We start from the raw sequence: 19,468 nt of genomic DNA, 5'->3' as shown, positions 1-19,468 counted from the left end.
TAATTTCGGAAAGTCCTGAAAACTCAATCCGCTGGCGCGCGCCGCCGGTACGACCCCGGCGCGCCTCCCGTCCATGCCTTGAAGGCCCGCTGGAACGCCGCGCTGTCGGCAAAGCCCAGCTCCTCCGCCAGCACCGCGAGCGGCACGGTGCTGGTGTTGAGCCGCACGATGGCGAGGTCGCGCCGCAACTGGTCTTTCAGCGCCTGGAACGAGGTGCCCTCGGTCGCCAGGTGCCGCTGCAGCGTGCTGACCGACATGTGCAGCACGTTCGCCGTGGTCGCGAGGTCAGCCCATGCCGGGCGGTGCTGCTGCAGCACCGCACGCACCCGCGCGCTCACGGCCTGCTCGGCGAGCCGGGGCAGGATCACGTTGGCTGGCGCGGCCGCCAGAAAAACCTGCATCTCCTGCGCGTCACGGTGCACCGGCGTGTCGAGCGCGCTGGCGTCGAACCACACGGCCGACAGCGGCTGGCCGAACTGCAGCGGCCCCGGGAACACCTTGGCGTAGCCGTCCGCATAGGGCGGCAGCTCGAAGCCGAAGTCGAAGCGGCGCGCCACCAGCCGGCCGCCGTGCAGCCATGCGAAAAGCCGCCAGTACACCCGCAGCATCAGCTCGTGCAGAAAGTTCTGGTGCGTGGCGGGCTGGATGTTCAGCTTCACGCCGAAGCCCGCGAGCGGGCCTTCGTGCAGCAGCACCAGCGACAGGTCGTCCTGCAGCAGGCTGAAGGTGTGGGCCACGCGGCGCAGCGCCACCTCGAAGGTGCGCGCGCCCAGCGTGGAGCGCGTCATCAGCGCAAAGCTGCCGCGGCGCAGGCGCCGGGTGAGAAAGCCCAGTGCCTCGTCGTCCATCCGGTCCATCAGCAGTGCGAACAGCGCAACGTACTGTTCGGCCGTGATGCGCGCGCCGGTCTCGTCGAGCAGGGCGGGGGCGATGCCCGCGTCTTCCAGTGCCATGTCGATATCGATCGGCGCTTCGCTGCCGCGCGCACGAATGCCCGACAGCATGCCGTGGACGAAGGCGATCGGAATGGTGACGGGCGGTTGCAGCATGAGCCTTGTCGATTGACGTTTTCTGCCATGCGATCGAAGCGAAGTGCAATCGCCGGGCAGCCGCCGGATTTCTACCATGCGGCTACACAAGAACGAGACGGAGACAAACCCATGTACCTCACCCAGGGCCTTCACCGGGCCGTGCAGCAGCGCCCCGATGCCATTGCCGTGCGCTTTGCCGGCCGTGCACGGAGCTTCCGCGACTTTGCCGAACGGGTCGCACGCCTGGCCGGTGCGCTGCAGCGGCTGGGCATGCGGGCGGGCGACCGCGTTGCCATGCTGTCGCTCAACTCCGACCGCTATCTCGAATACCAGATGGCCGTGCCCTGGGGCGGCGGGGTGCTCAACCCCTGCAACATCCGCTGGTCGGCTGCCGAGATTCTTTACTCGCTGGAAGACTCGGGCTCCAGCATCCTGCTGGTCGACGAGACCTTCCGGCCGGTGGTCGAGCAGATGCGCGGCCAATCGAAGAGCCTGCGCGAAGTCGTCTACTGCGGCGACGGCCCGGTGCCGCCCGGCATGCACAGCTACGAAGGCCTGATCGACGCCGCCCAGCCGGTGCCCGATGCCGTGCGCCGCGGCGAAGACCTGGCAGGCATCTTCTACACCGGCGGTACCACCGGTTTCCCCAAGGGCGTGATGCTGAGCCACACCAACATCTGCAGCTCGGCGCTCGCGGCGCAGGCAGAAGGGCTGGCCCCGGCCGGCGGCTGCTACCTGCATGCCGCGCCGATGTTCCACCTGGCCGACATGGGCCTGGCCACGCCGCACTGGTTTGCGGGCAACACGCACGCGATCATTCCCATGTTCGCGCCCGAGGGCGTGCTCAACGCCATCGAGCGTGACCACGTCACCAGCCTGCTGCTGGTGCCCACCATGATCCAGATGCTGGTGGACCACCCCGCCATGCGGGAGCCGCGCGACCTGAGCAGCCTGAAGAACATCACCTACGGTGCCTCGCCAATCTCCGAGGCCGTGCTGAACCGCGCGATGGAGGCCTTTCCGGGTGTCGGGTTCGTGCAGGCCTATGGCATGACCGAGCTGTCGCCCATCGCCACGCTCAACCCCGCGTACTTCCACACGGCCGAAGGCCGCAAGCACGGCAAGCTGCGCTCGGCGGGCCGTGCCGCCGTGTGCATGGAAGTGCGCATCGTCGATGCCGACGACAAGGAGGTGCCGCGCGGCACCGTCGGCGAAGTGGCCGTGCGCGGCCCGAACGTGATGCAGGGCTACTGGAACAAGCCCGAGCAGACGGCGGCCGCGCTGCGCGACGGCTGGATGCACACCGGCGACGGCGCCTACATGGACGACGACGGCTTCATCTTCGTGGTCGACCGGCTGAAGGACATGATCATCAGCGGCGGCGAGAACGTCTATTCGGCCGAGGTAGAGAACGCCATCAACCAGCATCCCGCGGTGGCCGCCTGCGCCGTCATCGGCATTCCGAGCGAGGAGTGGGGCGAGGCGGTGCATGCCGCGCTGGTGCTCAAGCCGGGGCAGGCAATCAAGCCCGAGGAGCTGATCGCGCACTGCAAGACGCTGATTGCCAACTACAAGTGCCCGCGCAGCGTGGCCATCCTCGACGCGCTGCCGCTGTCGGGCGCCGGCAAGGTGCTGAAGACAAAGCTGCGCGAACCCTTTTGGCAAGACCGCCAGCGAGGCGTAGCCTGAGCCTGTCTGTTTTCTTATTCGAACCTCCAAGGAGCCTCTCATGAGTCAAGACGTCTATGTCGTCGGGGTCGGCATGATCCCGTTCACCAAGCCGGGCGCGAACCAGCCCTATCCGCAGATGGCCACCCATGCCACGAATGCGGCGCTGAAAGACGCCGGCATCGGCTACGAGCTGGTGCAGCAGGCCTACGTGGGCTACGTGTACGGCGACTCCACCGCCGGGCAGCGCGCGTTGTATGAAGTGGGCATGACGGGCATTCCGGTCGTCAACGTCAACAACAACTGCTCCACCGGCTCGACCGCGCTGTTCCTCGCGCGCCAGGCCGTGGCCAGCGGCGCCGCCGACTGCGTGCTGGCGCTCGGCTTCGAGCACATGAGCCCCGGCGCGCTCGGCGCGGTGTTCAACGACCGGCCCAGCCCCTTCGACCATTTCGAAAGCATCACCGACGAGCTGGTCGGCAATGAGCAGGTGCCGCTCGCGCTGCGCTACTTCGGCGGTGCAGGGCTTGCGCACATGCAGCAGTACGGCACGCAGATGTCGACCTTCGCGAAGATCCGCGCCAAGGCCAGCCGCCATGCGTCGAACAACCCGGTGGCGCTGTTCCGCACCGTCGTCACCGAAGACGAGGTGATGGCCGCGCCCGTCATGTGGCCCGGCGTGATGACGCGGCTGATGGCCTGCCCGCCCACCTGCGGCGCAGCCGCGGCCATCGTGTGCTCGGCCCGCTTTGCCGAACGCCACGGGCTGGACCGCAGCGTGCGTATCAAGGCGCAGGCCATGACCACCGACCGGCCCATCACCTTCGAGAGCCGCGACATGCGCGAGGTGGTCGGCTTCAGCATGGCACAGGAGGCCGCGCAGAAGGTGTACGACGCGGCCGGCGTCGGCCCGCAAGACGTGGACGTGGTCGAGCTGCACGACTGCTTCGCGCACAACGAACTCATCAGCTACGAGGCGCTGGGCCTGTGCCCGGTGGGCGGCGCCGAGAAGTTCGTGGTCGATGGCGACAACACTTATGGCGGCAAGGTGGTGACCAATCCGTCGGGCGGGCTGCTGTCGAAGGGGCATCCGCTCGGGGCCACGGGGCTGGCGCAATGCACGGAGCTGGTCCAGCAGCTTCGGGGCACAGCCGACAAGCGGCAGGTCGAGGGTGCGCGGATGGCGCTGCAGCACAACCTCGGGCTGGGCGGCGCCTGCGTGGTGACGCTCTACGAGCGCGTCTGAGAAAGGCCACCCGATGATCGACAAGAAATGGATCGGCCACGAGCTGCCGCCTTCGGTGCTGCCCATCGAGCGCAGCCGCCTGCAATTCTTCGCCAAGGCCATCGGCGAGACCGACCCCGTCTACACCGATGCCGCCGCCGCGCGTGACGCCGGCTACCCCGACCTGCCCGCGCCGCCGACCTTCCTGTTCGCGGCCGAGCTCGACTCGGGTGCGTCCGACCGGTTGCTGGCCGACCTGCAGATTCCGCTGTCGAAGCTGCTGCACGGCGAGCAGGGCTTCAGCTATCACCGGCCGGCCTGCGTGGGCGACACGGTGACGGTGCGCTCCACCATCACCGACATCTACGACAAGAAGAACGGTGCGCTCGAATTCGTCATCAAGACATCGCGCGCCACCAACCAGCGCGACGAACTGGTGGCCGAGCTGCGCACGGTGATCGTCTGCCGCCACTGAAGGAGCCCGCACCGATGAATGCCCTGACCTACGACGCCGTGAACATCGGCGACGAGCTGCCCTCGCTGCAGCTGCCGCCTGTGAACCGCACCACGCTCGCGCTGTTCGCCGGCGCCTCGGGGGACCACAACCCCATTCACATCGACACCGACTTCGCGCGCAAGGCCGGCATGCCCGATGTGTTCGCACAGGGCATGCTGGGCATGGCGTGGCTCGGGCGCCTGCTCACGCAGTGGGCGCCGCAATCGCAACTGCGCCGTTTCGACGTGCGCTTCCAGGGCATCACGCACCTGGGGCATGCGGTGCGGTGCAGCGGGCGCGTGGTCGAGAAGCTCGAGCACAACGGCGAGCGCTGCGTGCGCGTCGAGGTGCTCAGCGCCAACCAGTATGGGCAGACGCGCATTGCGGGCGAAGCGCTCGTCGCGCTGCGCTGACATCAACCGAAGAAAGACCAGAGACATGACACTCAAGCTCGGCGGCAAGGTCGCCCTCATCACAGGTTCGGGTCGCGGCATCGGCCGGGCCATCGCGCTCAAGCTCGCATCCGAAGGTGCGCGCATCGTCGTCAACGACCTCGATGCCGGGCCGGCTGAAGAGACCGTACAGGCCATCCGTGCTGCCGGCGGAGAAGCGGTGGCCTGCGTCGGCAGCGTGGCCGCACCGGACTTTGCCGAGCGCTTCGTCGGCACGGCGGTGAACGAATTCAAGGGTCTCGACATCATCGTCAACAACGCCGGCTACACCTGGGACAGCGTGGTGCAGAAGATGACCGATGAGCAGTGGTACGCCATGATCGACGTGCACCTCACGGCACCGTTCCGCATCCTGCGCGCAGCGCAGCCGGTGATCCGCGCGCTGTCGAAGTCCGAGACCGAGGCGGGCCGGCGCGTTGTGCGCAAGGTGGTCAACATCTCGTCGGTGGCGGGGCTGTTCGGCAACGCGGGGCAGGCCAACTATTCGGCGGCCAAGGCCGGCATCGTCGGCATGACGCAGACGCTGGCCAAGGAGTGGGGCCGCATGAACGTCACCGTCAACTGCGTGGCCTTCGGCTTCATCCAGACGCGGCTGACCGCGAGCACCGCCGAGGCCACCACCGCGAACATCGAGGGCCGCGAGATCAAGGTGGGCATCAACCCGGGGCTGCTGGCGATGATGGAGCAGTCCATTCCGTTGGGACGCGGCGGCACGACCGAAGAAGCCGCAGGCGCGGTGTACCTGCTGTGCGCGCCCGAATCCGACTACGTGAGCGGGCAGACGCTGATGTGCACCGGCGGGCTCACGGGGGTCTGAGCATGAACATCAGCGAAGGTATTGCCTGGGGCGTGGAGGAGGGCATCGGCCGCATCGTGCTGAAGCGGCCCGAGCGCGCGAATGCCCTTGGCTTGGCGAACGGCCTTGCGCTGGTGCGGGCCATCGACGAAGTACTGGCGCAGAAGCCGCGCGTCATCCTGCTGACCGGCGAGGGCAGAGTGTTCTGCGCCGGCGGCGCCATCGATGAATTCGTGGCGGCCGGTGAAGCGCTGCCCGAGCTGGTGAGCGAGATGCTCGACAGCCTGCATCCGGCATTGCTGCGCCTGTCGAACAACCCGGCGCCGCTGGTCGTGGCGGTGAACGGAGCGGTGGGCGGCGCCGGCGTGGGGCTCGCGCTGTGCGGCGACTTCGTGCTCGCCGCCGAATCGATGAAGCTGCGCACGGGCTACGCGGCCATCGGGCTGTCGCCGGATGCGGGCGCCTCGTACTTCCTCGCGCGCCGCGTGGGGCCCGTGCGTGCGCAGCAATTGCTGATGCTGAGCGATGCCGTCGACAGCCAGCGCTGCCTGGCGTGGGGCGCCGTCGATGAGCTCTACGCGGATGCCGAACTCGCAGCCGCCGCCGAAGCACTCGTCACGCGGCTCGCCCATGGCGCGAGTGGGTCGTTCGCGGCCATCAAGACCCTGTGCGCCGGTGTGCCGGGCCGGGCTTTCGATGAGCATCTGGCGCTGGAGCAGAAGCTGCTGCGCGAACGTGCCGGCAGCGCCGATGCGCGCGAGGGCGTGGCGGCGTTCGTAGCCAAGCGCGCGCCGCGCTTCACCGGTCGCTGAGGCACGGCGCCTGCATCGCATTCGCCGCGCCATGCGGATGGGATGCGTGCAAGAATCTCCGCGGCGCTTTCGCTTTGCGCCCAGCCCACGGAGTTTCTTCTTGAGTCTTGTCTCCACGACCTCGCTTCGGTACTTCGCCGAAGTCGTTCGCACCGGTTCGATCAGGGCGGCTTCCGAGAACCTGTACGTCGCGGCATCCGCCATCAGCAGGCAACTCGCCATGCTCGAGGACTCGCTGGGCGCACCTTTGCTGGAGCGGCGCCAGGGGCGCGGCAAGGTCAAGCTCACGGCGGCCGGCGAGATCTTGATGCGCTATCACAAGAACGTCGTCAAGGAGTCCGGGCGGCTGCATTCCGAGATCGAGGCGCTGCAGGGCCTCAAGCGGGGCCACGTCAATTTCGGCATGCCCGAATCGTTGACGCGCGACTTCATGCCGCAGTTCTTCTCCGGCTTTGCCAAGCGCTATCCGGGCATCTCGTTCAGCGTGAAGGTCAGCGGCAGCCCCACGTTGGCGGAGATGCTGCTCGAAGACGACCTCGACGCCTGCTTCACCTTCGGGGACATCGCATTCCAGGATCTTTCGATGGTCTATACGCGGTTGCTGCCGCTCTATGTGCTGGTGCCCACCGGGCATCCGCTCGAGGGCTACAAGTCGCTGCGGCTTTCGGATTGCGCCGAGTACAGCCTGTCGTCGCTCGACTCGTCGCTTTGGGCCAAGCAGCAGTACGACGAGATGCTCGCGAAGGCGAAGATCCGGCCGCGCATCGCGCTGGAGACCAACTCTTACGAGCTCATGCGCAACGTGGCGGCAGAGGGCATGTGCCTCACGTTCACGACCACGCCGCTGGAAGACCCGTTCGGGCGTCCCAGGGCCGGTTCCTATGTGCCGCTGAAAGACCCGCGCGCCAGGCCGCAGCGCCTGGCGCTGTGCGTACACAAGGGCCGCAGCCTGCCGATACCGGTGGCTGCATTTCTCTCGGAACTCACGGTTGCGCTGGAAGAGGCGGAGCAGCGTGCCGAACAGGGCCGCCCCGCCGCTTGAGGCCCTGAAGCCTTACCCCGCGGCCAACTCCGCAGGCGTCCTGTACTTCTGCACGGCCGCGAACCGTCGCACCAGGTAGTCGCCCGACTTGATGGGCGCATGGCTGGGCTCGCCTTCGCCGGGCGCGAACTCGGGCAGGCAGGCCACGGGCGTGTCGTAGTCGAGGTTGAAGAATGTGGGAATCGAGTAGCGCTCCTTGCCCGTGCGGTTCGCGACGCGGTGCCTGTTGGACACGTAGACGTCGTTGGTCCACACCTTCACCAGGTCGCCCAGGTTGATGACCAGCGTTCCTTCAACGTAGGGCGCGGCCACCCATTCCCCACCGCGTGTGCACAGTTCGAGGCCGCCGATAGGGTCTTGCGCCAGCACGGTCAGCATGCCGTAGTCGGTGTGCGCGGCGGCACCGAGTTCCAGGTTGGTGAACGACTCCTGCGGCGGGTAGTGAAAGAGCCGCGACTGCACCATCGGCTTGGTGGCGTACTGCAGGAAGAAGCCTTCATCCTTGCCGACGGCCGAGGCGAAGATCTTCAGCAGGTTGCGGCCGAGTTCGATGGTGGCGTTGAAGTACGCCATGGCCGCGGGCTCGAGCCAAGGCTTGTCGGCGGGCCAGCGGTTGGGGCCGTGCAGCGGCCGCCCGTTCGCTACGTCGGGGTCCGTCAGCGGCAGGTCCATGCCGAGTTCGTAGCTCTCCTTCAGGTCCGGCTTGTGGCCTGGATGCTGCGTGACGCCCATGGGCATGAAGCCGCGCCGGAAGCGCTCGTCGATGCGGTCTTTCAGTCGCTCCTCCATCGGCAGCGACATGTAGCGGCGGGTGGCGTCGAACACGGTGTCGATCACGGCCTGCGGCACCCCGTGGTTCCTGACGTAGAAGAAACCGGTGTTGGTGCATGCGGCCTTGAACTGCTCGACCACCGGCCCGATCGGGCCGCCGGCCAACCACGGGCCCAGGTCGAGAATCGGCATTTCCTGCGCGGAGGCCCTGCGGGGTGCCTCGAGCTTCTGTTCGTCTTGGATCATTGCGTTGCTCCTTTGTAGGGGTTGTGTTGTTGCTTCATGTGCCGCGAGACAGGTCGGTGAACGCGTCCGCCCAGAACACCACGCGCCGCGCAATCGCCTTCATCAGGCCGTGCAGCACGATGCCGATGGCCGAGAGAACGATGAGGATCGCGAACATGCCCGCCGCATCCATCGAGAAGTTGCGCTGCAGGATGAGATAGCCCAGCCCGGCCTGGGCGCCAACGAACTCACCCACGATCGCGCCGATCACGGCCAGCACGATGCCGATGTCCAGCCCCGCGAACACATACGGCAGCGCGTGCGGCAGCCGGACCATGCGGAACACATGCCAGGAAGACGCCGTGAATGCGCGCATCAGGTCGATCTGATCCCTGGGCGCCGAGCGAAGCCCCACGATCGTGTTGGCGAGCACCGGAAAGAACACGATGGTCGCGGTGATCACGACCTTCGACGTTGTGTCGAAGCCGAACCACAGCACGAACAGCGGCGCCACGGCCACCTTGGGCACGGTCTGGAACGCGACGACGTACGGGTAGAGCACCAGTTCGAGCAGCGCGCTCTGGCCGATCAGCGCGCCGAGCAGAAAACCCGCGAACGCGCCGAGCGCGAAGCCCGCAAGAATCTCGTAGAGCGTCACCCACAGGTGCGGCCACACCTCGCCCGACTGGAAGACGTCATAGATGGAGCGGGCCACGCCCGCGGGCCCCGGGAAGATCAGGTGCGAGATGCCCAGCGCGCTCACCACGAGCTGCCATGCGGCAATCACGGCCACGAAGACGGCCACGATCAGCGCCTTGCGCCGTGCGGGGGTGAGCCACGGCGCGGGCGGCTCGAAGTCGATGTTCTCGGTGTTCGCGGTGCTCATCCGTCGAGCCCTCCACTGGCGTTCAGGTTGGTCCGGATGTCGCGGACATGGCTGCCGAATCTCTCGGTGTTGATGAGCTCCAGCGTGCGGGCGGCTGGCAGGTCGACGTCGATGACCTTCGTGACGCGCCCGGGCCGCGGCGACATGACGATCACGCGGTCGCCGAGGAACACGGCTTCCGGAATGCTGTGCGTCACGAGCATGATCGTGGCGCCGGTGCGTTCGCGCAGCTTCAGCAGCTCGACGTTCATGGTCTCGCGCGTCATGGCATCGAGCGCGCCGAAGGGCTCGTCCATCAGCAGCAGCATCGGGTCGTTGACCAGCGCCCGCGCAATGCCCACGCGCTGCTGCATGCCGCCGGAGAGTTCGCCGGGGTACTTGGTCTCGAAGCCGGCCAGCCCCACCAGATGCAGGTAGTGGAGGGCACGTTCGCGCGCGACCTTGGGGTCGCGCCCCTGGATCTGCGCGGGCACCAGCACGTTGTCGAGGATGTTGCGCCACGGCAGAAGCACGGGCGCCTGGAACACCACACCCACATCGCGGCTCGGCCCGGTGTGGCGTCGCCCGCCGAGCTCGACCGTGCCGCGGCTCGCGCGCTCGAGGCCGGCCAGGATGCGCAGCAAGGTGCTCTTGCCGCAGCCGCTCGGACCGACCACGGTGACGAACTCGCCGCGTTCGACGCTGAAGCTCACGTCGTGCAGCGCGACCACATCCGCGCCATCCTTCGATCGGAAGGTCTTGTGCAGGCCTTCGAAGCGGAACGCCGGTACGGCGCCCGATGCTTCCTGCAGCGTCGTCCGTCTCGGCGGAAATTGAACGATTGCGTTCATGCCGGTGCCTGCTCCGCGCCGTGGGCCACCCATGCATCGATGGCGCGAAGCGCTGCGCTACGCTGCAGCGGCGTGATGAAGGCGGCCTCGAAGCTGTTGCGCGCCAGGCTCACCATGTCGTCGCGCCCGAGGCCGAGCGCCTGTTGGCACGCAAGGTAGTTGTCGTTGACGTAGCCGCCGAAGTAGAAGGGGTCGTCCGAGTTGACGGTTACGCACAGGCCTGCGTCCATGAGCTTGCGCAGAGGGTGTGCGGCCATCGAGGGCACCAGCTGCAGCTTGAGGTTGGACAGCGGACACACCGTGAGCGGAATGCGCTGCTGCGCGAGTTGCGCGACGAGCGCGGGGTCGTCGAGACAGGCGTTGCCATGGTCCAGGCGCTGCACCTGCAGCAGTTCGACCGCTTCGCGCACATAGGCGGCCGGACCTTCCTCGCCCGCGTGCGCCACCACCTTGAAGCCGCGTTCGCGGCAGCGGCGGAAGAACTCGGCGAACTTCGAGGGCGGGTTGCCCAGCTCCGCACCGCCAAGGCCGAAGCCCAGCAGCCGGTCGTACCAGGGGCGCAGGTCGTCGAGAAGGGTGAGCGCCTCGTCTTCGCTGCGGTGGCGCTGCACGACGACGATCAGGCCCGAGCTGATGCCGTGTTCGGCCTGCGCGGCTTCCATGGCGCCGAGCACGCCTTCCATCACCACGGCCAGCGGCACTGCGCGGCTGGTGTGGCCTTGCACGCCCAGGAACATTTCCGCATGCAGCACGCGATCGGCATGCGCGCGGCGCAGGTAGTCGCGCGTCACGTCGTGGAAGTCCTGCGGCTGGACGAGCACACGGCAGCCGTCGTAGTACAGGTTCAGAAAGTCCTGCAGGTCGGTGAAGCGGTAGGCGGCGCGCAGCTCTTCTTCCGTCTGCCAGCGGATGTCCACGCCGTTGCGCCGGGCCAGCCGCAGGAAAAGCCCGGGCTCGATCGAGCCTTCGATGTGCATGTGCAGTTCGGCCTTGGGCAGGCCCGCGACGAATTGTTCGGGCGTCATGTCACAGCCCCTTGCAGGCCTTGGCGGCCTCGATGACGGCGTTGCGGTCGAAGCGGTTGATGGCCTCGACGAAGCCGGGTTTCAGGTAGAGCATCGACTCGGGCGGCAGCGTGCGCTTGATCAGGCCGTCCTTGAGCATCGCGTCCTGCATTCGGCCGTAGGCGGCCGGGCTCATCGAGCCGATCAGCTTGCCGCCGTTCATGGTCTGTGCGTCGGCCATCGTCTGGAGTTGCGTCTGCAGGAGCGCAAGGTCCCACTTGGCGAGCGTGGCCTCGTCAGCACCCGTGGGCTTGGCGCCGGGAAAGTGCTTCCAGTGGATCTGGCGGGCGCACTCGGGATCGGTCTGTGCGAACAGCGTCGCCTTGGCCGCGCCGCGCGCGATGGCCTCGACCATGGCCGGGTCGGCGTCGATGGTCTTCTGCATCGTGGCGAAGGTGAAGTCGGGCAGCGAGCGCCACGTCGGATCGAACAATATGCGCATGTTCGCGCCCGCGTTCTGGAAGCCGGTGAGCGCGGAGCCCCAGAACATCAGCGCCTGCACGCGGCCAGCGCGCATCGCCTCCAGCGCCGGCGCGCCGGCACCGGTGGCAATGATCTGCACGTCGGTGTCGGGGTTGACGCCGTTGGCGCGCAGGTAGCCCTTGAGCAGCGGCATGCCACCCGTGCCCAGGCTGAAGATGCCGATCTTCTTGCCCTTGAGGTCCGCCACCGTCTTCACGGGGCTGTCCTGCGGCACGCCCACGCCCCAGTCGATCACGCCGGTGCCCATGAGCCCGCGCACGGCGACGTTGTTCTCGGTGTTGGCCTGGATCAGCCCGGTGGAGTTGATCTGCGCGAAATCGACGCCGCCGGCCACCATCTGCTGGATGCCCTGCAGCGAGCCTCCGGTGGTGACGATCTTCACGTCGTAGCCCTCGTCCTTCCAGTAGCCCAGCGCGATGGGCAGCGTCAGCCAGGGGTAGGTGACGTTGACGACCTGGGTGCCCAGCGCGATGGTCACGGGCTTCAGCGGCTTGTTCTGGGCCTGCGCCACGGTGGCAGACAGCAGGAGGACCAGGGCGGCGAGCGCGGCCGCAGCCCGTGCGGCAAAGCGTGCGGAGTGGGCGAAGGCGAGTTGCAGGTGGGGGGGCATGAACGATCCTGTGTTGGTCGGATCGTTGCGAGATTAGCCCTGGGAACCAATCGCTGTGGATCAATATTCCGTCAGCATTGTTCTGATTTTTCGCACATTGAATCGCCCGGTTCGCGTGCTGTTCCGGTGCGGCGTGCAGCGCCTCGTGCGGAGGCTCGTCCGCACGGGGCTGCTGCTTGCTAGTTGCTGTTGCGCTTGAACAGCTTCGCGATGCCCCAGAGCGCCGCGCCGCCCGCCACCACGGCCAGCTTGGCGAATTTGGCCAGGAAGGCCAGGGCGATGGCAAAGAGGCCCAGCTTCTTCACTGCCACGCCTGCCACCAGTGCGGCCAGGCCATAGGCGGCGACCTTGTCGGTCGAGGAGTTGAAGTCTGCGTACTTCTTGCCGTCGTCGTACTGGATCGCGCCGAGCAGCTTGCTCGCGTCGGGCTTGTACTTGTCGAGGTCCTTCGCGTTGGTGATGAGGTTCAGGCTCAGGTAGCCCTCGCGGCCCAGCGCGTAGGTGTTGTAGTTGACGCCCTGGTTGCCGTCGGTGCTGCCCTTGCGCTGGGACAGGGCCGACCATACGAGGCGGTGCGACGCAGCCTCGTACTGCGGCTTCTGCGCCCAGCCCGTGACCTCGATGGCGGGAATGCCGCGCTTGGCGCGCTCCTCGTTGGCGGCCTCGGTGCCCTCCTTCAGGCTCTTGAGCAGGTCGTCGGCGTTCCAGTCCTTCGCGTCGTCGTCCTTGATGTAGCCCTCCTTGACGAACTTCACGACGGCCATCCAGTCGGCGTCGTCGGCGGGGAAGACTACGCCGACGAAGGTGTCGTCGGTGCGGTTGCCCATGCTGCGCATCAACTGCGCGGCCGCGGGCGTCGGCACCCACACGTAGCCGGCAGGCAGCTGCAGGTGGGCCTGGTCGCGCAGCACGATGTCGGCGGGGCCGGCTTTCTGCACGGCCTTGGCGGCCTTGAATGCGGCGTCCTGTTCGGCTTCCAGTGAACTGGCGGTCGAAGCGGGGGCAGTGGTGGACGGGGTGGTTGGCGATGCGGCGTGAGCGGTGTTGTGCGCCACGAAAGCGGCGCACGCGAGCAGCACGCCGGCCGTCAGGCGGGCGGTTTGAATACGCAAGTTCTCTCTCCTCGGTTGTTGTCTGTTTGGCGAGCCGGGAGAGTTTAAGAGTTCAGGTATCGCTCCATTCATACGTCTGCTCGAGATGCCGGCGCTGGGTGGTGCTGTGCTCGATCAAGTGCAGGGCCATACAAGCAGGGCCATACGAGACGTATATAATTCATATACGTTTCATATAGGGGTCGCCGATGGGCATCGTAAAAATTTCGGACTTGATGCACGAGAACCTGCGAGTGGCGGGGAACGCTCTCAGCAGGTCCATCAATGCACAGGCAGAGCATTGGATGCGGGTCGGCATGCTGACCGAGATGCACCCGGAGCTGGACTACCGGGAAATCTGCCAACTGTTGATACAGGCTGAACTCGCGGGGGGGCTGGACATCGCCGCGGCTGTCACGACTCAACCTGGCAAGCCCCGCGCGTCCTCGAGCGGAAAACACTGATGGCTCACGGCGTTCCCATCAAGTCCGCCGAGGAGCTTGAAATGTCACGGCGTGCCGGCAGGCTTGCCGCAGAGGTTCTAGCCATGATCGAGCCCTACGTCGTGCCGGGGGTGAGCACGGAGACGCTCGACCGGATCTGCCACGACCACATCGTGAATGTCCAGGGCGCCATTCCAGCGAACGTGGGGTATCAGGGGTATCCGAAGACCGTTCTCACTTCCGTCAACCAGGTGGTTTGCCACGGCATCCCCTCGGCCGACAAGATTCTGAAGAAGGGCGACATCGTCAACATCGATGTCGCCGTCATCAAGGACGGCTGGTTTGGCGACACGAGTCGCATGTACTTCGTCGGAGCTCCCAGTGTGTTGGCTCGGCGCCTTGTGGAGACGACGTACGAAGCAATGCTGGCCGGAATCCGGCAGGTCAAGCCCGGAGCGACTCTGGGCGATGTTGGCCATGCCATCCAGTCGGTTGCCCACCGGGAGCAATTCAGCGTGGTGCGCGAATACTGCGGGCACGGCATCGGCCAGATCTACCACGATGAGCCGCAGGTGCTGCACTATGGGCAGCGCGGGGGAGGGCTCAGGCTGGAGCCGGGGATGGTTTTCACCATCGAACCGATGCTCAACGCAGGCAAGCGCGAAACCAGGCAATTGCCCGACGGATGGACAGTCGTGACAAAGGACCGGTCTCTGTCCGCCCAGTGGGAACACATGGTGGCTGTAACGTCCGAAGGCTATGAGGTGCTTACGCCCTGGCCTGGAGGCACAGGCGCCTACGCACCGGTTTGATGCTGAGCCTGCTGCGCAGATCTTGAAGACTCGGTTCTCGTCAGCCAGCGGCCGAAGTGGAAACAGCCCAGCTACTCTCTCGGCGCACGCCTCTCGAAGTATTGATGCCGGTTGATCGGGCCCTCGTCAATCACGAGATGCTCATCTCCAGCGGCGTCGTCTGAAACGCCAACTGCCGCCAGCGATCACCCTCCTGGGCCCAGACCTGCATCACGCGCGAGTCGATGCGCACGGTGCCGCTGCCGTCCTTGCGCACGGCCACAAGCAACTGCCGACCCGTCATGAGGGCTGTGCTGCCCAGTACCTGGACCTTCAGTTCCGAGCGGTCGATCTGCCTGTAGTCGACATGTGTGCCGCCCGAGCGGAAGTAGCTCTCGTAGCTGTCGGTCTGGCCCTTGGCGTGAACGTGAACAAGGTCTGGATGAAGAATCTCGCGCAGGCGCGCGAAGTCTGCGCGCTTCATGGCGTTGCATCGCTGTGCTTCGAGATCGAGCAACAGGCGTTCAGTGTCGCGGGACGGGGAAGAGGTGGCTTCGTTCATGTTGCGCTCCGGGCAGTGGGAGTTTTCGGATTCGCTCGAATTGGAGGCTGGATGCCGATGTCCCGGGAAGCTCGTTGCATCAGGACCCCGGCGTCCTCGACGCTGCATGCCACGCCATAGACCAGGTGATCTGGCCTCACGAGTGCGGCCTCGCATCCATGGCGTTCGAACCATGCGGCCAGAATGCCGTCGGCTTCGGCCAGCTTCACCACGCCGGGCGCCGTCGTCGCGGCATCGATGCACAGCAGCTGCGCGCCGAGGCTCGCCGCCGATGTCTTCAACGCCCGAAGCTCCGCCGGATCGGGCGCACGGCGCAGCACCAGCAGAAAGCCGGGCTGCAGCAGGTCGTCCATCATTTGCGGCGCAACGCCGGGCTCGATGCATCCCATGGCCTGAGGAAAGGGCGTGCCCGCGGGCAACTCGTCGCGTTCGATCAGTCCGTGGTGCACGCCGGGCAGCAGGCTCTGGCGCAGTTGCATCCGCACCTGTCCGCCTTGCTGTGCGCGCAGGCGGAGGTCGCGTTCGGCGGCGCGCACCGGGTCGCGTTCGCAGATGATCTGGCCCAGCCGCTTGACGGTCGCCGTCACGTCCTCCACCTGGGGTCCACGCTCGTCGCCATAGCTGTCCAGCAGGCTTTCGGGGGCGCGCTCCTCGAGCACCCATTGAAGCTTCCAGGCGAGATTGACGGCATCGCGCAAGCCCTGGCACATGCCCTGGGCCAGGAAGGGCGGCATCTGGTGCGCGCTGTCGCCCGCCAGCAGCACGCGCCCCTTGCGCCATTGCCCGAGCACCACCGCATGAAAGCGGTAGGCCGCCGCGCGCCAGATGCGCGCGTCAGCGGGCGTGAGCCAGGGGGCGAGCAGCTGCCAGATGGCCTCGTGCGGCATCTCGCGCTGCTCGGCCTCGTCAGCAAGCAGCAGGAACTCCCAGCGCCGGTGGGTGCCCGGACCCACGACGTAGGTGCAAGGCCGTGACGGGTGGCAGTACTGGACGTTGGTGGCGGGCAGCCGGTCGAGCTTGTCTTCGTCGACATGCATGTCGACCACGATCCAGGGCTCGTCGAAGTCGAGGCTCTTGAGCGCGAGGCCCATCTGCTTGCGCGTGGGGCTGGTGCCGCCGTCACAACCGACGACATAGCGCGCGCTCAGTTGCGCCTGCGTGCCGTCGGGCCCGCGAACGTCGAGCTGCGCATGGGTTTGCGACTGGCTCAGCTGCAGCACCTCGTGCCCGAGATGGACCGACACGCCGGGGAGCTTGCCGACGGCCTGGCGCAGCGAGGCCTCCAGTGCCGGCTGGTTGAAGGTGTACGACGGCGCCCACGCGAGCGGGTAGGGCGACGGCCCCATGTCGAAGTGCTGGATGGGTTCGCCGTCGCTGCCCTGGTAGATCGTCGGGCGGTAGGGCGTCATGTGCGGCGCCAGCGTGCCGGCGATGCCGATCTCCTGGAACACACGCAGTGCTTCGTGGTCGAGCGCGAAGGCGCGCGGCAGCGGGTAGATCTGCTGCGACTTGTCGAAGACCGCGACGCGCAAGCCGCGCTGGCCGAGCAGCGCGGCGAGCGTTGCGCCGACGGGGCCGAAGCCGATGATCGCCACGTCGACGGGTTCCGGATTCTGGTGGAGCATGGCTTTGTTTGAATGCATGAATCAATGATTGTGCATAAAACATGATTTCACGCACAAAGGGTTATCACTGATGACGCTATGCCGCGTGGTCGAAAAGAATGCACAAAACACGATTTGTGCATCTATATATCAATCAGCCAGGAGACACCATGACGACGATGAAAGCTGCCCGACTGCACCAGGTCGGCGCCCCGATGGAGGTCGAGCAACTTCCGATTCCCCAGCCCGCCGCCAACGATGTGCAGGTGCGGGTGCGTGCATGCGGCATCGTGCCCAACCTCGGCAACATCCTGGCCAACTGGACGACCTGGTTTCCGGAGCTGCCGCTGCCACCCCTGCCCGCGGTCTTCGGGCTCGACCCGGCCGGCGAGGTAACGGCGGTCGGCTCCCACGTGCACACGTGGAAGCCGGGCGATCGCGTCTACGTGAACCCGAGCCTCTACTGCGGCGGCTGTCGCGCCTGCCGCAACGGCGACCTCATCAACTGCACGCACTACGCGTTCAGCGGCTACTTCGGCTTTTCGCAGAACTCGCTCAAGCTCTACAAGAACTATCCGTTCGGCGGCCTGTGCGAATACATGATCGCGCCCCAGTACGCGCTGGTGAAGCTGCCGGACAACGTGAGCTTCAACCAGGCGGCACGCTTCGGCTACCTCGGCACCATGTACTCCGCGATGCGCAAGGCGCAGGTCGGCCCCGGCAGGAGCGTGCTGATCAACGGCATCAGCGGCACGCTCGGCATCGGCGGCGCGCTCTTCGGCCTGGCCATGGGCGCCACGCGCATTCTGGGTACCGGGCGCAACCGGGAACTGCTGGAGCGCGTGAAGGCGCTGGCACCCGATCGCATCGAGGTCTTTTCCAATGCCGACGGCGAGGCCATCGACGCATGGGCCAAGGCCCGCACGGAAGGACTGGGCGTGGACACCTTCATCGACGCGCTGGGCCCCGGCGCGCCGCACGGCACTTTCCAGCAGGGCGTGCGCGCCCTCAAGCGCGGTGGCCGCGCCTACAACATCGGCGCCATCGCAGGCATGGTGGGCATGGACCTGCACACCATGATGGACGAGCAGCAGAGCATCGAGGGCTCGGCCTGGTTCACGGCCGGCGAGGGGCAGGACATGGCCGACATGGCGGAGGCCGGCACGCTCGATCTCTCGGTGTTCGAGCATGTGTGCTATCCGCTGGACCGCGTCAACGAAGCGATCTCGGGCATCGCGAGCCGCAACGGCGGCTTCAGCAACTTCGTCATCAATCCCTGAAAGCGCGCCATGAAGATCAGACGGGTAGTGGCGGGCACGGGTGCCGATGGCAAGGCGAAGTTTCTTTCGGATGGCGCGGCGCCGCGCAGCGCCCTGTTCACGACCGTGCCCGGCTTTGCCGCGGCGCTGCTGTGGGCCACCGATGCTTCAGACAGCGTGGGCACCGGCGCGGTAGACGACCGCACGTGCGAGGCGGGCTTCGTGCCTGAGAGCGGCGGCACCCGGCTCATGATGGTCACGTTCCCGCCCGACGCGGTGATGATGCGCGCCGACTTCGACGGTGCCGCCTTCGGCGCCGAGTTCGGCCGCCTGGTTCCCGGCCTGGCCGAGACCTTCGAGCCCGACCACCCCGGCATGCACACCACCGACAGCATCGACTACGACATCGTGCTCGAAGGCGAGATCACGCTCGAGCTGGACGACGGCGCGCAGGTGCTGCTGCGCCGGCACGAGGTGGCCGTGCAGCACGGCAACCGGCATGCATGGCGCAACCTCGGCGACAAGCCCGCGACCATGCTGTTCGTGCTCGTGGGCGCGAGGCGGGCGGGAGGCCGGGGATGAAAGACCATGCATAAAATTAATTCCATGCACAAACAAGAAACCTCCACCGCCTACGAGCCGCCGCTGGTCGAGCAGGCCTTCACCCGCTTGCGGCAAGACGTCCTGGCCGGCACGTTCGAAGCCGGCGCCAAGCTCAAGCTCGACGAACTCCAGTCCGCCTACGGCTATTCGAGCAGCCCGCTGCGCGAGGCGCTCAGCCGGCTGGCGCAGGAAGGGCTGATTCGCGCCGACGAGCGCCGCGGCTTCCGCGTGGCGCCGATCTCCGAAGACGATCTGGCCGACATCACGCGCATGCGCGTCATGCTCGACGTGCCTGCGCTGCGGGAAGCCATTGCCCATGGCGATGATGCCTGGGAGGCGGACATCCTTGCTGCGTACCACCGCCTGGAGAAGGTCGAGTCGCGCCTGGGCGACGGCCCCGTCATTCTCGACAACGACTGGTCGCAGCTGCACCGTGCCTTTCACCTCGCGCTGGTGGCTGCGTGCCCTTCCTTGCGCCAGCGCGTATGGGGCGCGAGCCTGTTCGACCAGGCAGAGCGCTACCGGCGTTTTTCCGCCCGCCACAGGAAGACCGCACGCCGCAAGTCGAATGAGCACAAGAAGATCATGGACGCCACCTTGCGCCGCGACGCCGATACGGCCTGCGTCCTGCTCGAAGAGCACATCCTGAGCACGCAACGCAACGTGCTGGCCGCGCTCAAGGCAGCGCAGGCCGCGCAATCGTAGGGGCACGGCCCCTTCAACA

Annotated in this window: 21 protein-coding genes; 12 read left to right on the top strand and 9 right to left on the bottom strand. The window is 66.7% G+C overall.

The window, feature by feature from the left end; genetic code table 11:
- Positions 1-23: 23 nt before the first annotated feature.
- A complete protein-coding gene (locus BLV60_RS04620) occupies positions 24-1,049 on the bottom strand; it encodes an AraC family transcriptional regulator (RefSeq protein ID WP_093050698.1) in 1,026 nt (341 codons plus the stop codon).
- A 111-nt stretch (positions 1,050-1,160) separates the two neighbouring features.
- Here BLV60_RS04620 and BLV60_RS04615 point away from each other — a divergent pair, with 111 nt between their 5' ends.
- From BLV60_RS04615 to BLV60_RS04585, 7 genes are all read left to right on the top strand, one after another.
- Positions 1,161-2,720, top strand: a complete 1,560-nt coding sequence (locus BLV60_RS04615; protein WP_093050696.1) for a long-chain-fatty-acid--CoA ligase — start codon at positions 1,161-1,163, stop codon at positions 2,718-2,720.
- A 40-nt stretch (positions 2,721-2,760) separates the two neighbouring features.
- The gene (locus BLV60_RS04610) at positions 2,761-3,945 is read left to right on the top strand and encodes a lipid-transfer protein (protein WP_093050693.1); all 1,185 of its coding nucleotides are present in this window, start codon (positions 2,761-2,763) and stop codon (positions 3,943-3,945) included.
- A gap of 13 nt (positions 3,946-3,958) precedes the next feature.
- Positions 3,959-4,399: a MaoC family dehydratase N-terminal domain-containing protein gene (locus BLV60_RS04605; protein WP_093050690.1), complete on the top strand. Its 441-nt coding sequence runs from the start codon at positions 3,959-3,961 to the stop codon at positions 4,397-4,399.
- A gap of 14 nt (positions 4,400-4,413) precedes the next feature.
- The gene (locus BLV60_RS04600; protein ID WP_093050687.1) at positions 4,414-4,833 is read left to right on the top strand and encodes a MaoC family dehydratase; all 420 of its coding nucleotides are present in this window, start codon (positions 4,414-4,416) and stop codon (positions 4,831-4,833) included.
- 25 nt (positions 4,834-4,858) lie between these two features.
- Positions 4,859-5,689: an SDR family NAD(P)-dependent oxidoreductase gene (locus BLV60_RS04595; RefSeq protein ID WP_093050685.1), complete on the top strand. Its 831-nt coding sequence runs from the start codon at positions 4,859-4,861 to the stop codon at positions 5,687-5,689.
- Positions 5,690-5,691: 2 nt separating this feature from the next.
- Positions 5,692-6,480: an enoyl-CoA hydratase-related protein gene (locus BLV60_RS04590; RefSeq protein WP_093050682.1), complete on the top strand. Its 789-nt coding sequence runs from the start codon at positions 5,692-5,694 to the stop codon at positions 6,478-6,480.
- Between the two features lie 100 nt (positions 6,481-6,580).
- A complete protein-coding gene (locus tag BLV60_RS04585) occupies positions 6,581-7,522 on the top strand; it encodes a LysR family transcriptional regulator (RefSeq protein WP_176928711.1) in 942 nt (313 codons plus the stop codon).
- Positions 7,523-7,534: 12 nt separating this feature from the next.
- Here BLV60_RS04585 and BLV60_RS04580 read toward each other — a convergent pair whose 3' ends face one another.
- The 6 genes from BLV60_RS04580 to BLV60_RS04555 all read right to left on the bottom strand — a co-directional run bounded on the left by BLV60_RS04580 (position 7,535) and on the right by BLV60_RS04555 (position 13,503).
- The gene (locus BLV60_RS04580) at positions 7,535-8,539 is read right to left on the bottom strand and encodes an isopenicillin N synthase family dioxygenase (protein ID WP_093050676.1); all 1,005 of its coding nucleotides are present in this window, start codon (positions 8,537-8,539) and stop codon (positions 7,535-7,537) included.
- A gap of 34 nt (positions 8,540-8,573) precedes the next feature.
- On the bottom strand, positions 8,574-9,404 hold the full coding sequence (locus tag BLV60_RS04575; protein ID WP_093050673.1) for an ABC transporter permease: 831 nt from the start codon (positions 9,402-9,404) through the stop codon (positions 8,574-8,576).
- Positions 9,401-10,234, bottom strand: coding sequence for an ABC transporter ATP-binding protein (locus BLV60_RS04570; RefSeq protein ID WP_093051796.1), 834 nt, complete (start codon positions 10,232-10,234; stop codon positions 9,401-9,403). Before BLV60_RS04570 ends, BLV60_RS04575 begins: the two co-directional genes overlap by 4 nt.
- Positions 10,231-11,259 carry an adenosine deaminase gene (locus BLV60_RS04565; RefSeq protein WP_093050670.1) on the bottom strand — a complete coding sequence of 343 codons (1,029 nt, stop codon included), beginning with the start codon at positions 11,257-11,259 and terminating at the stop codon, positions 10,231-10,233. The genes BLV60_RS04570 and BLV60_RS04565 overlap by 4 nt, the downstream gene beginning before the upstream one ends.
- A gap of 1 nt (position 11,260) precedes the next feature.
- Positions 11,261-12,391, bottom strand: a complete 1,131-nt coding sequence (locus tag BLV60_RS04560) for an ABC transporter substrate-binding protein (RefSeq protein WP_256328855.1) — start codon at positions 12,389-12,391, stop codon at positions 11,261-11,263.
- Between the two features lie 179 nt (positions 12,392-12,570).
- Positions 12,571-13,503 carry a DUF2167 domain-containing protein gene (locus BLV60_RS04555; RefSeq protein ID WP_093050667.1) on the bottom strand — a complete coding sequence of 311 codons (933 nt, stop codon included), beginning with the start codon at positions 13,501-13,503 and terminating at the stop codon, positions 12,571-12,573.
- 188 nt (positions 13,504-13,691) lie between these two features.
- On the opposite strand from BLV60_RS04555, the gene BLV60_RS04550 reads away from it, so the two are divergent.
- Positions 13,692-13,946 (top strand): ParD-like family protein, encoded by a 255-nt coding sequence (locus tag BLV60_RS04550; RefSeq protein WP_093050661.1) that lies wholly within the window; start codon positions 13,692-13,694, stop codon positions 13,944-13,946.
- Entirely contained in the window at positions 13,946-14,737 is a 792-nt protein-coding gene (map, locus tag BLV60_RS04545) for a type I methionyl aminopeptidase (protein ID WP_093050658.1), read from the top strand. The genes BLV60_RS04550 and map overlap by 1 nt, the downstream gene beginning before the upstream one ends.
- A 130-nt stretch (positions 14,738-14,867) precedes the next feature.
- Here map and BLV60_RS04540 read toward each other — a convergent pair whose 3' ends face one another.
- Together BLV60_RS04540 and BLV60_RS04535 are read right to left on the bottom strand one after the other, a co-directional pair.
- On the bottom strand, positions 14,868-15,278 hold the full coding sequence (locus BLV60_RS04540; RefSeq protein ID WP_093050655.1) for a nuclear transport factor 2 family protein: 411 nt from the start codon (positions 15,276-15,278) through the stop codon (positions 14,868-14,870).
- Positions 15,275-16,903 carry a bifunctional 3-(3-hydroxy-phenyl)propionate/3-hydroxycinnamic acid hydroxylase gene (locus BLV60_RS04535; protein ID WP_176928710.1) on the bottom strand — a complete coding sequence of 543 codons (1,629 nt, stop codon included), beginning with the start codon at positions 16,901-16,903 and terminating at the stop codon, positions 15,275-15,277. Before BLV60_RS04535 ends, BLV60_RS04540 begins: the two co-directional genes overlap by 4 nt.
- Positions 16,904-17,052: 149 nt before the next feature.
- Between BLV60_RS04535 and BLV60_RS04530 the strand changes: the two genes are divergently transcribed.
- From BLV60_RS04530 to BLV60_RS04520, 3 genes are read left to right on the top strand one after another with little or no spacing between them, the layout of a single operon-like run.
- Positions 17,053-18,162, top strand: a complete 1,110-nt coding sequence (locus BLV60_RS04530) for an alcohol dehydrogenase catalytic domain-containing protein (protein WP_093050649.1) — start codon at positions 17,053-17,055, stop codon at positions 18,160-18,162.
- Positions 18,163-18,171: 9 nt separating this feature from the next.
- Positions 18,172-18,723, top strand: a complete 552-nt coding sequence (locus BLV60_RS04525; RefSeq protein ID WP_093050646.1) for a cupin domain-containing protein — start codon at positions 18,172-18,174, stop codon at positions 18,721-18,723.
- Between the two features lie 6 nt (positions 18,724-18,729).
- Entirely contained in the window at positions 18,730-19,449 is a 720-nt protein-coding gene (locus BLV60_RS04520) for an FCD domain-containing protein (RefSeq protein WP_093050643.1), read from the top strand.
- Positions 19,450-19,468: the final 19 nt, after the last annotated feature.

Source organism: Variovorax sp. YR634, from assembly GCF_900106655.1.
Classification (GTDB): Bacteria; Pseudomonadota; Gammaproteobacteria; order Burkholderiales; family Burkholderiaceae_C; genus Variovorax.
Note: the sequence above shows the minus strand (reverse complement) of the source record. Positions and strands in the feature narration are given on the sequence as shown.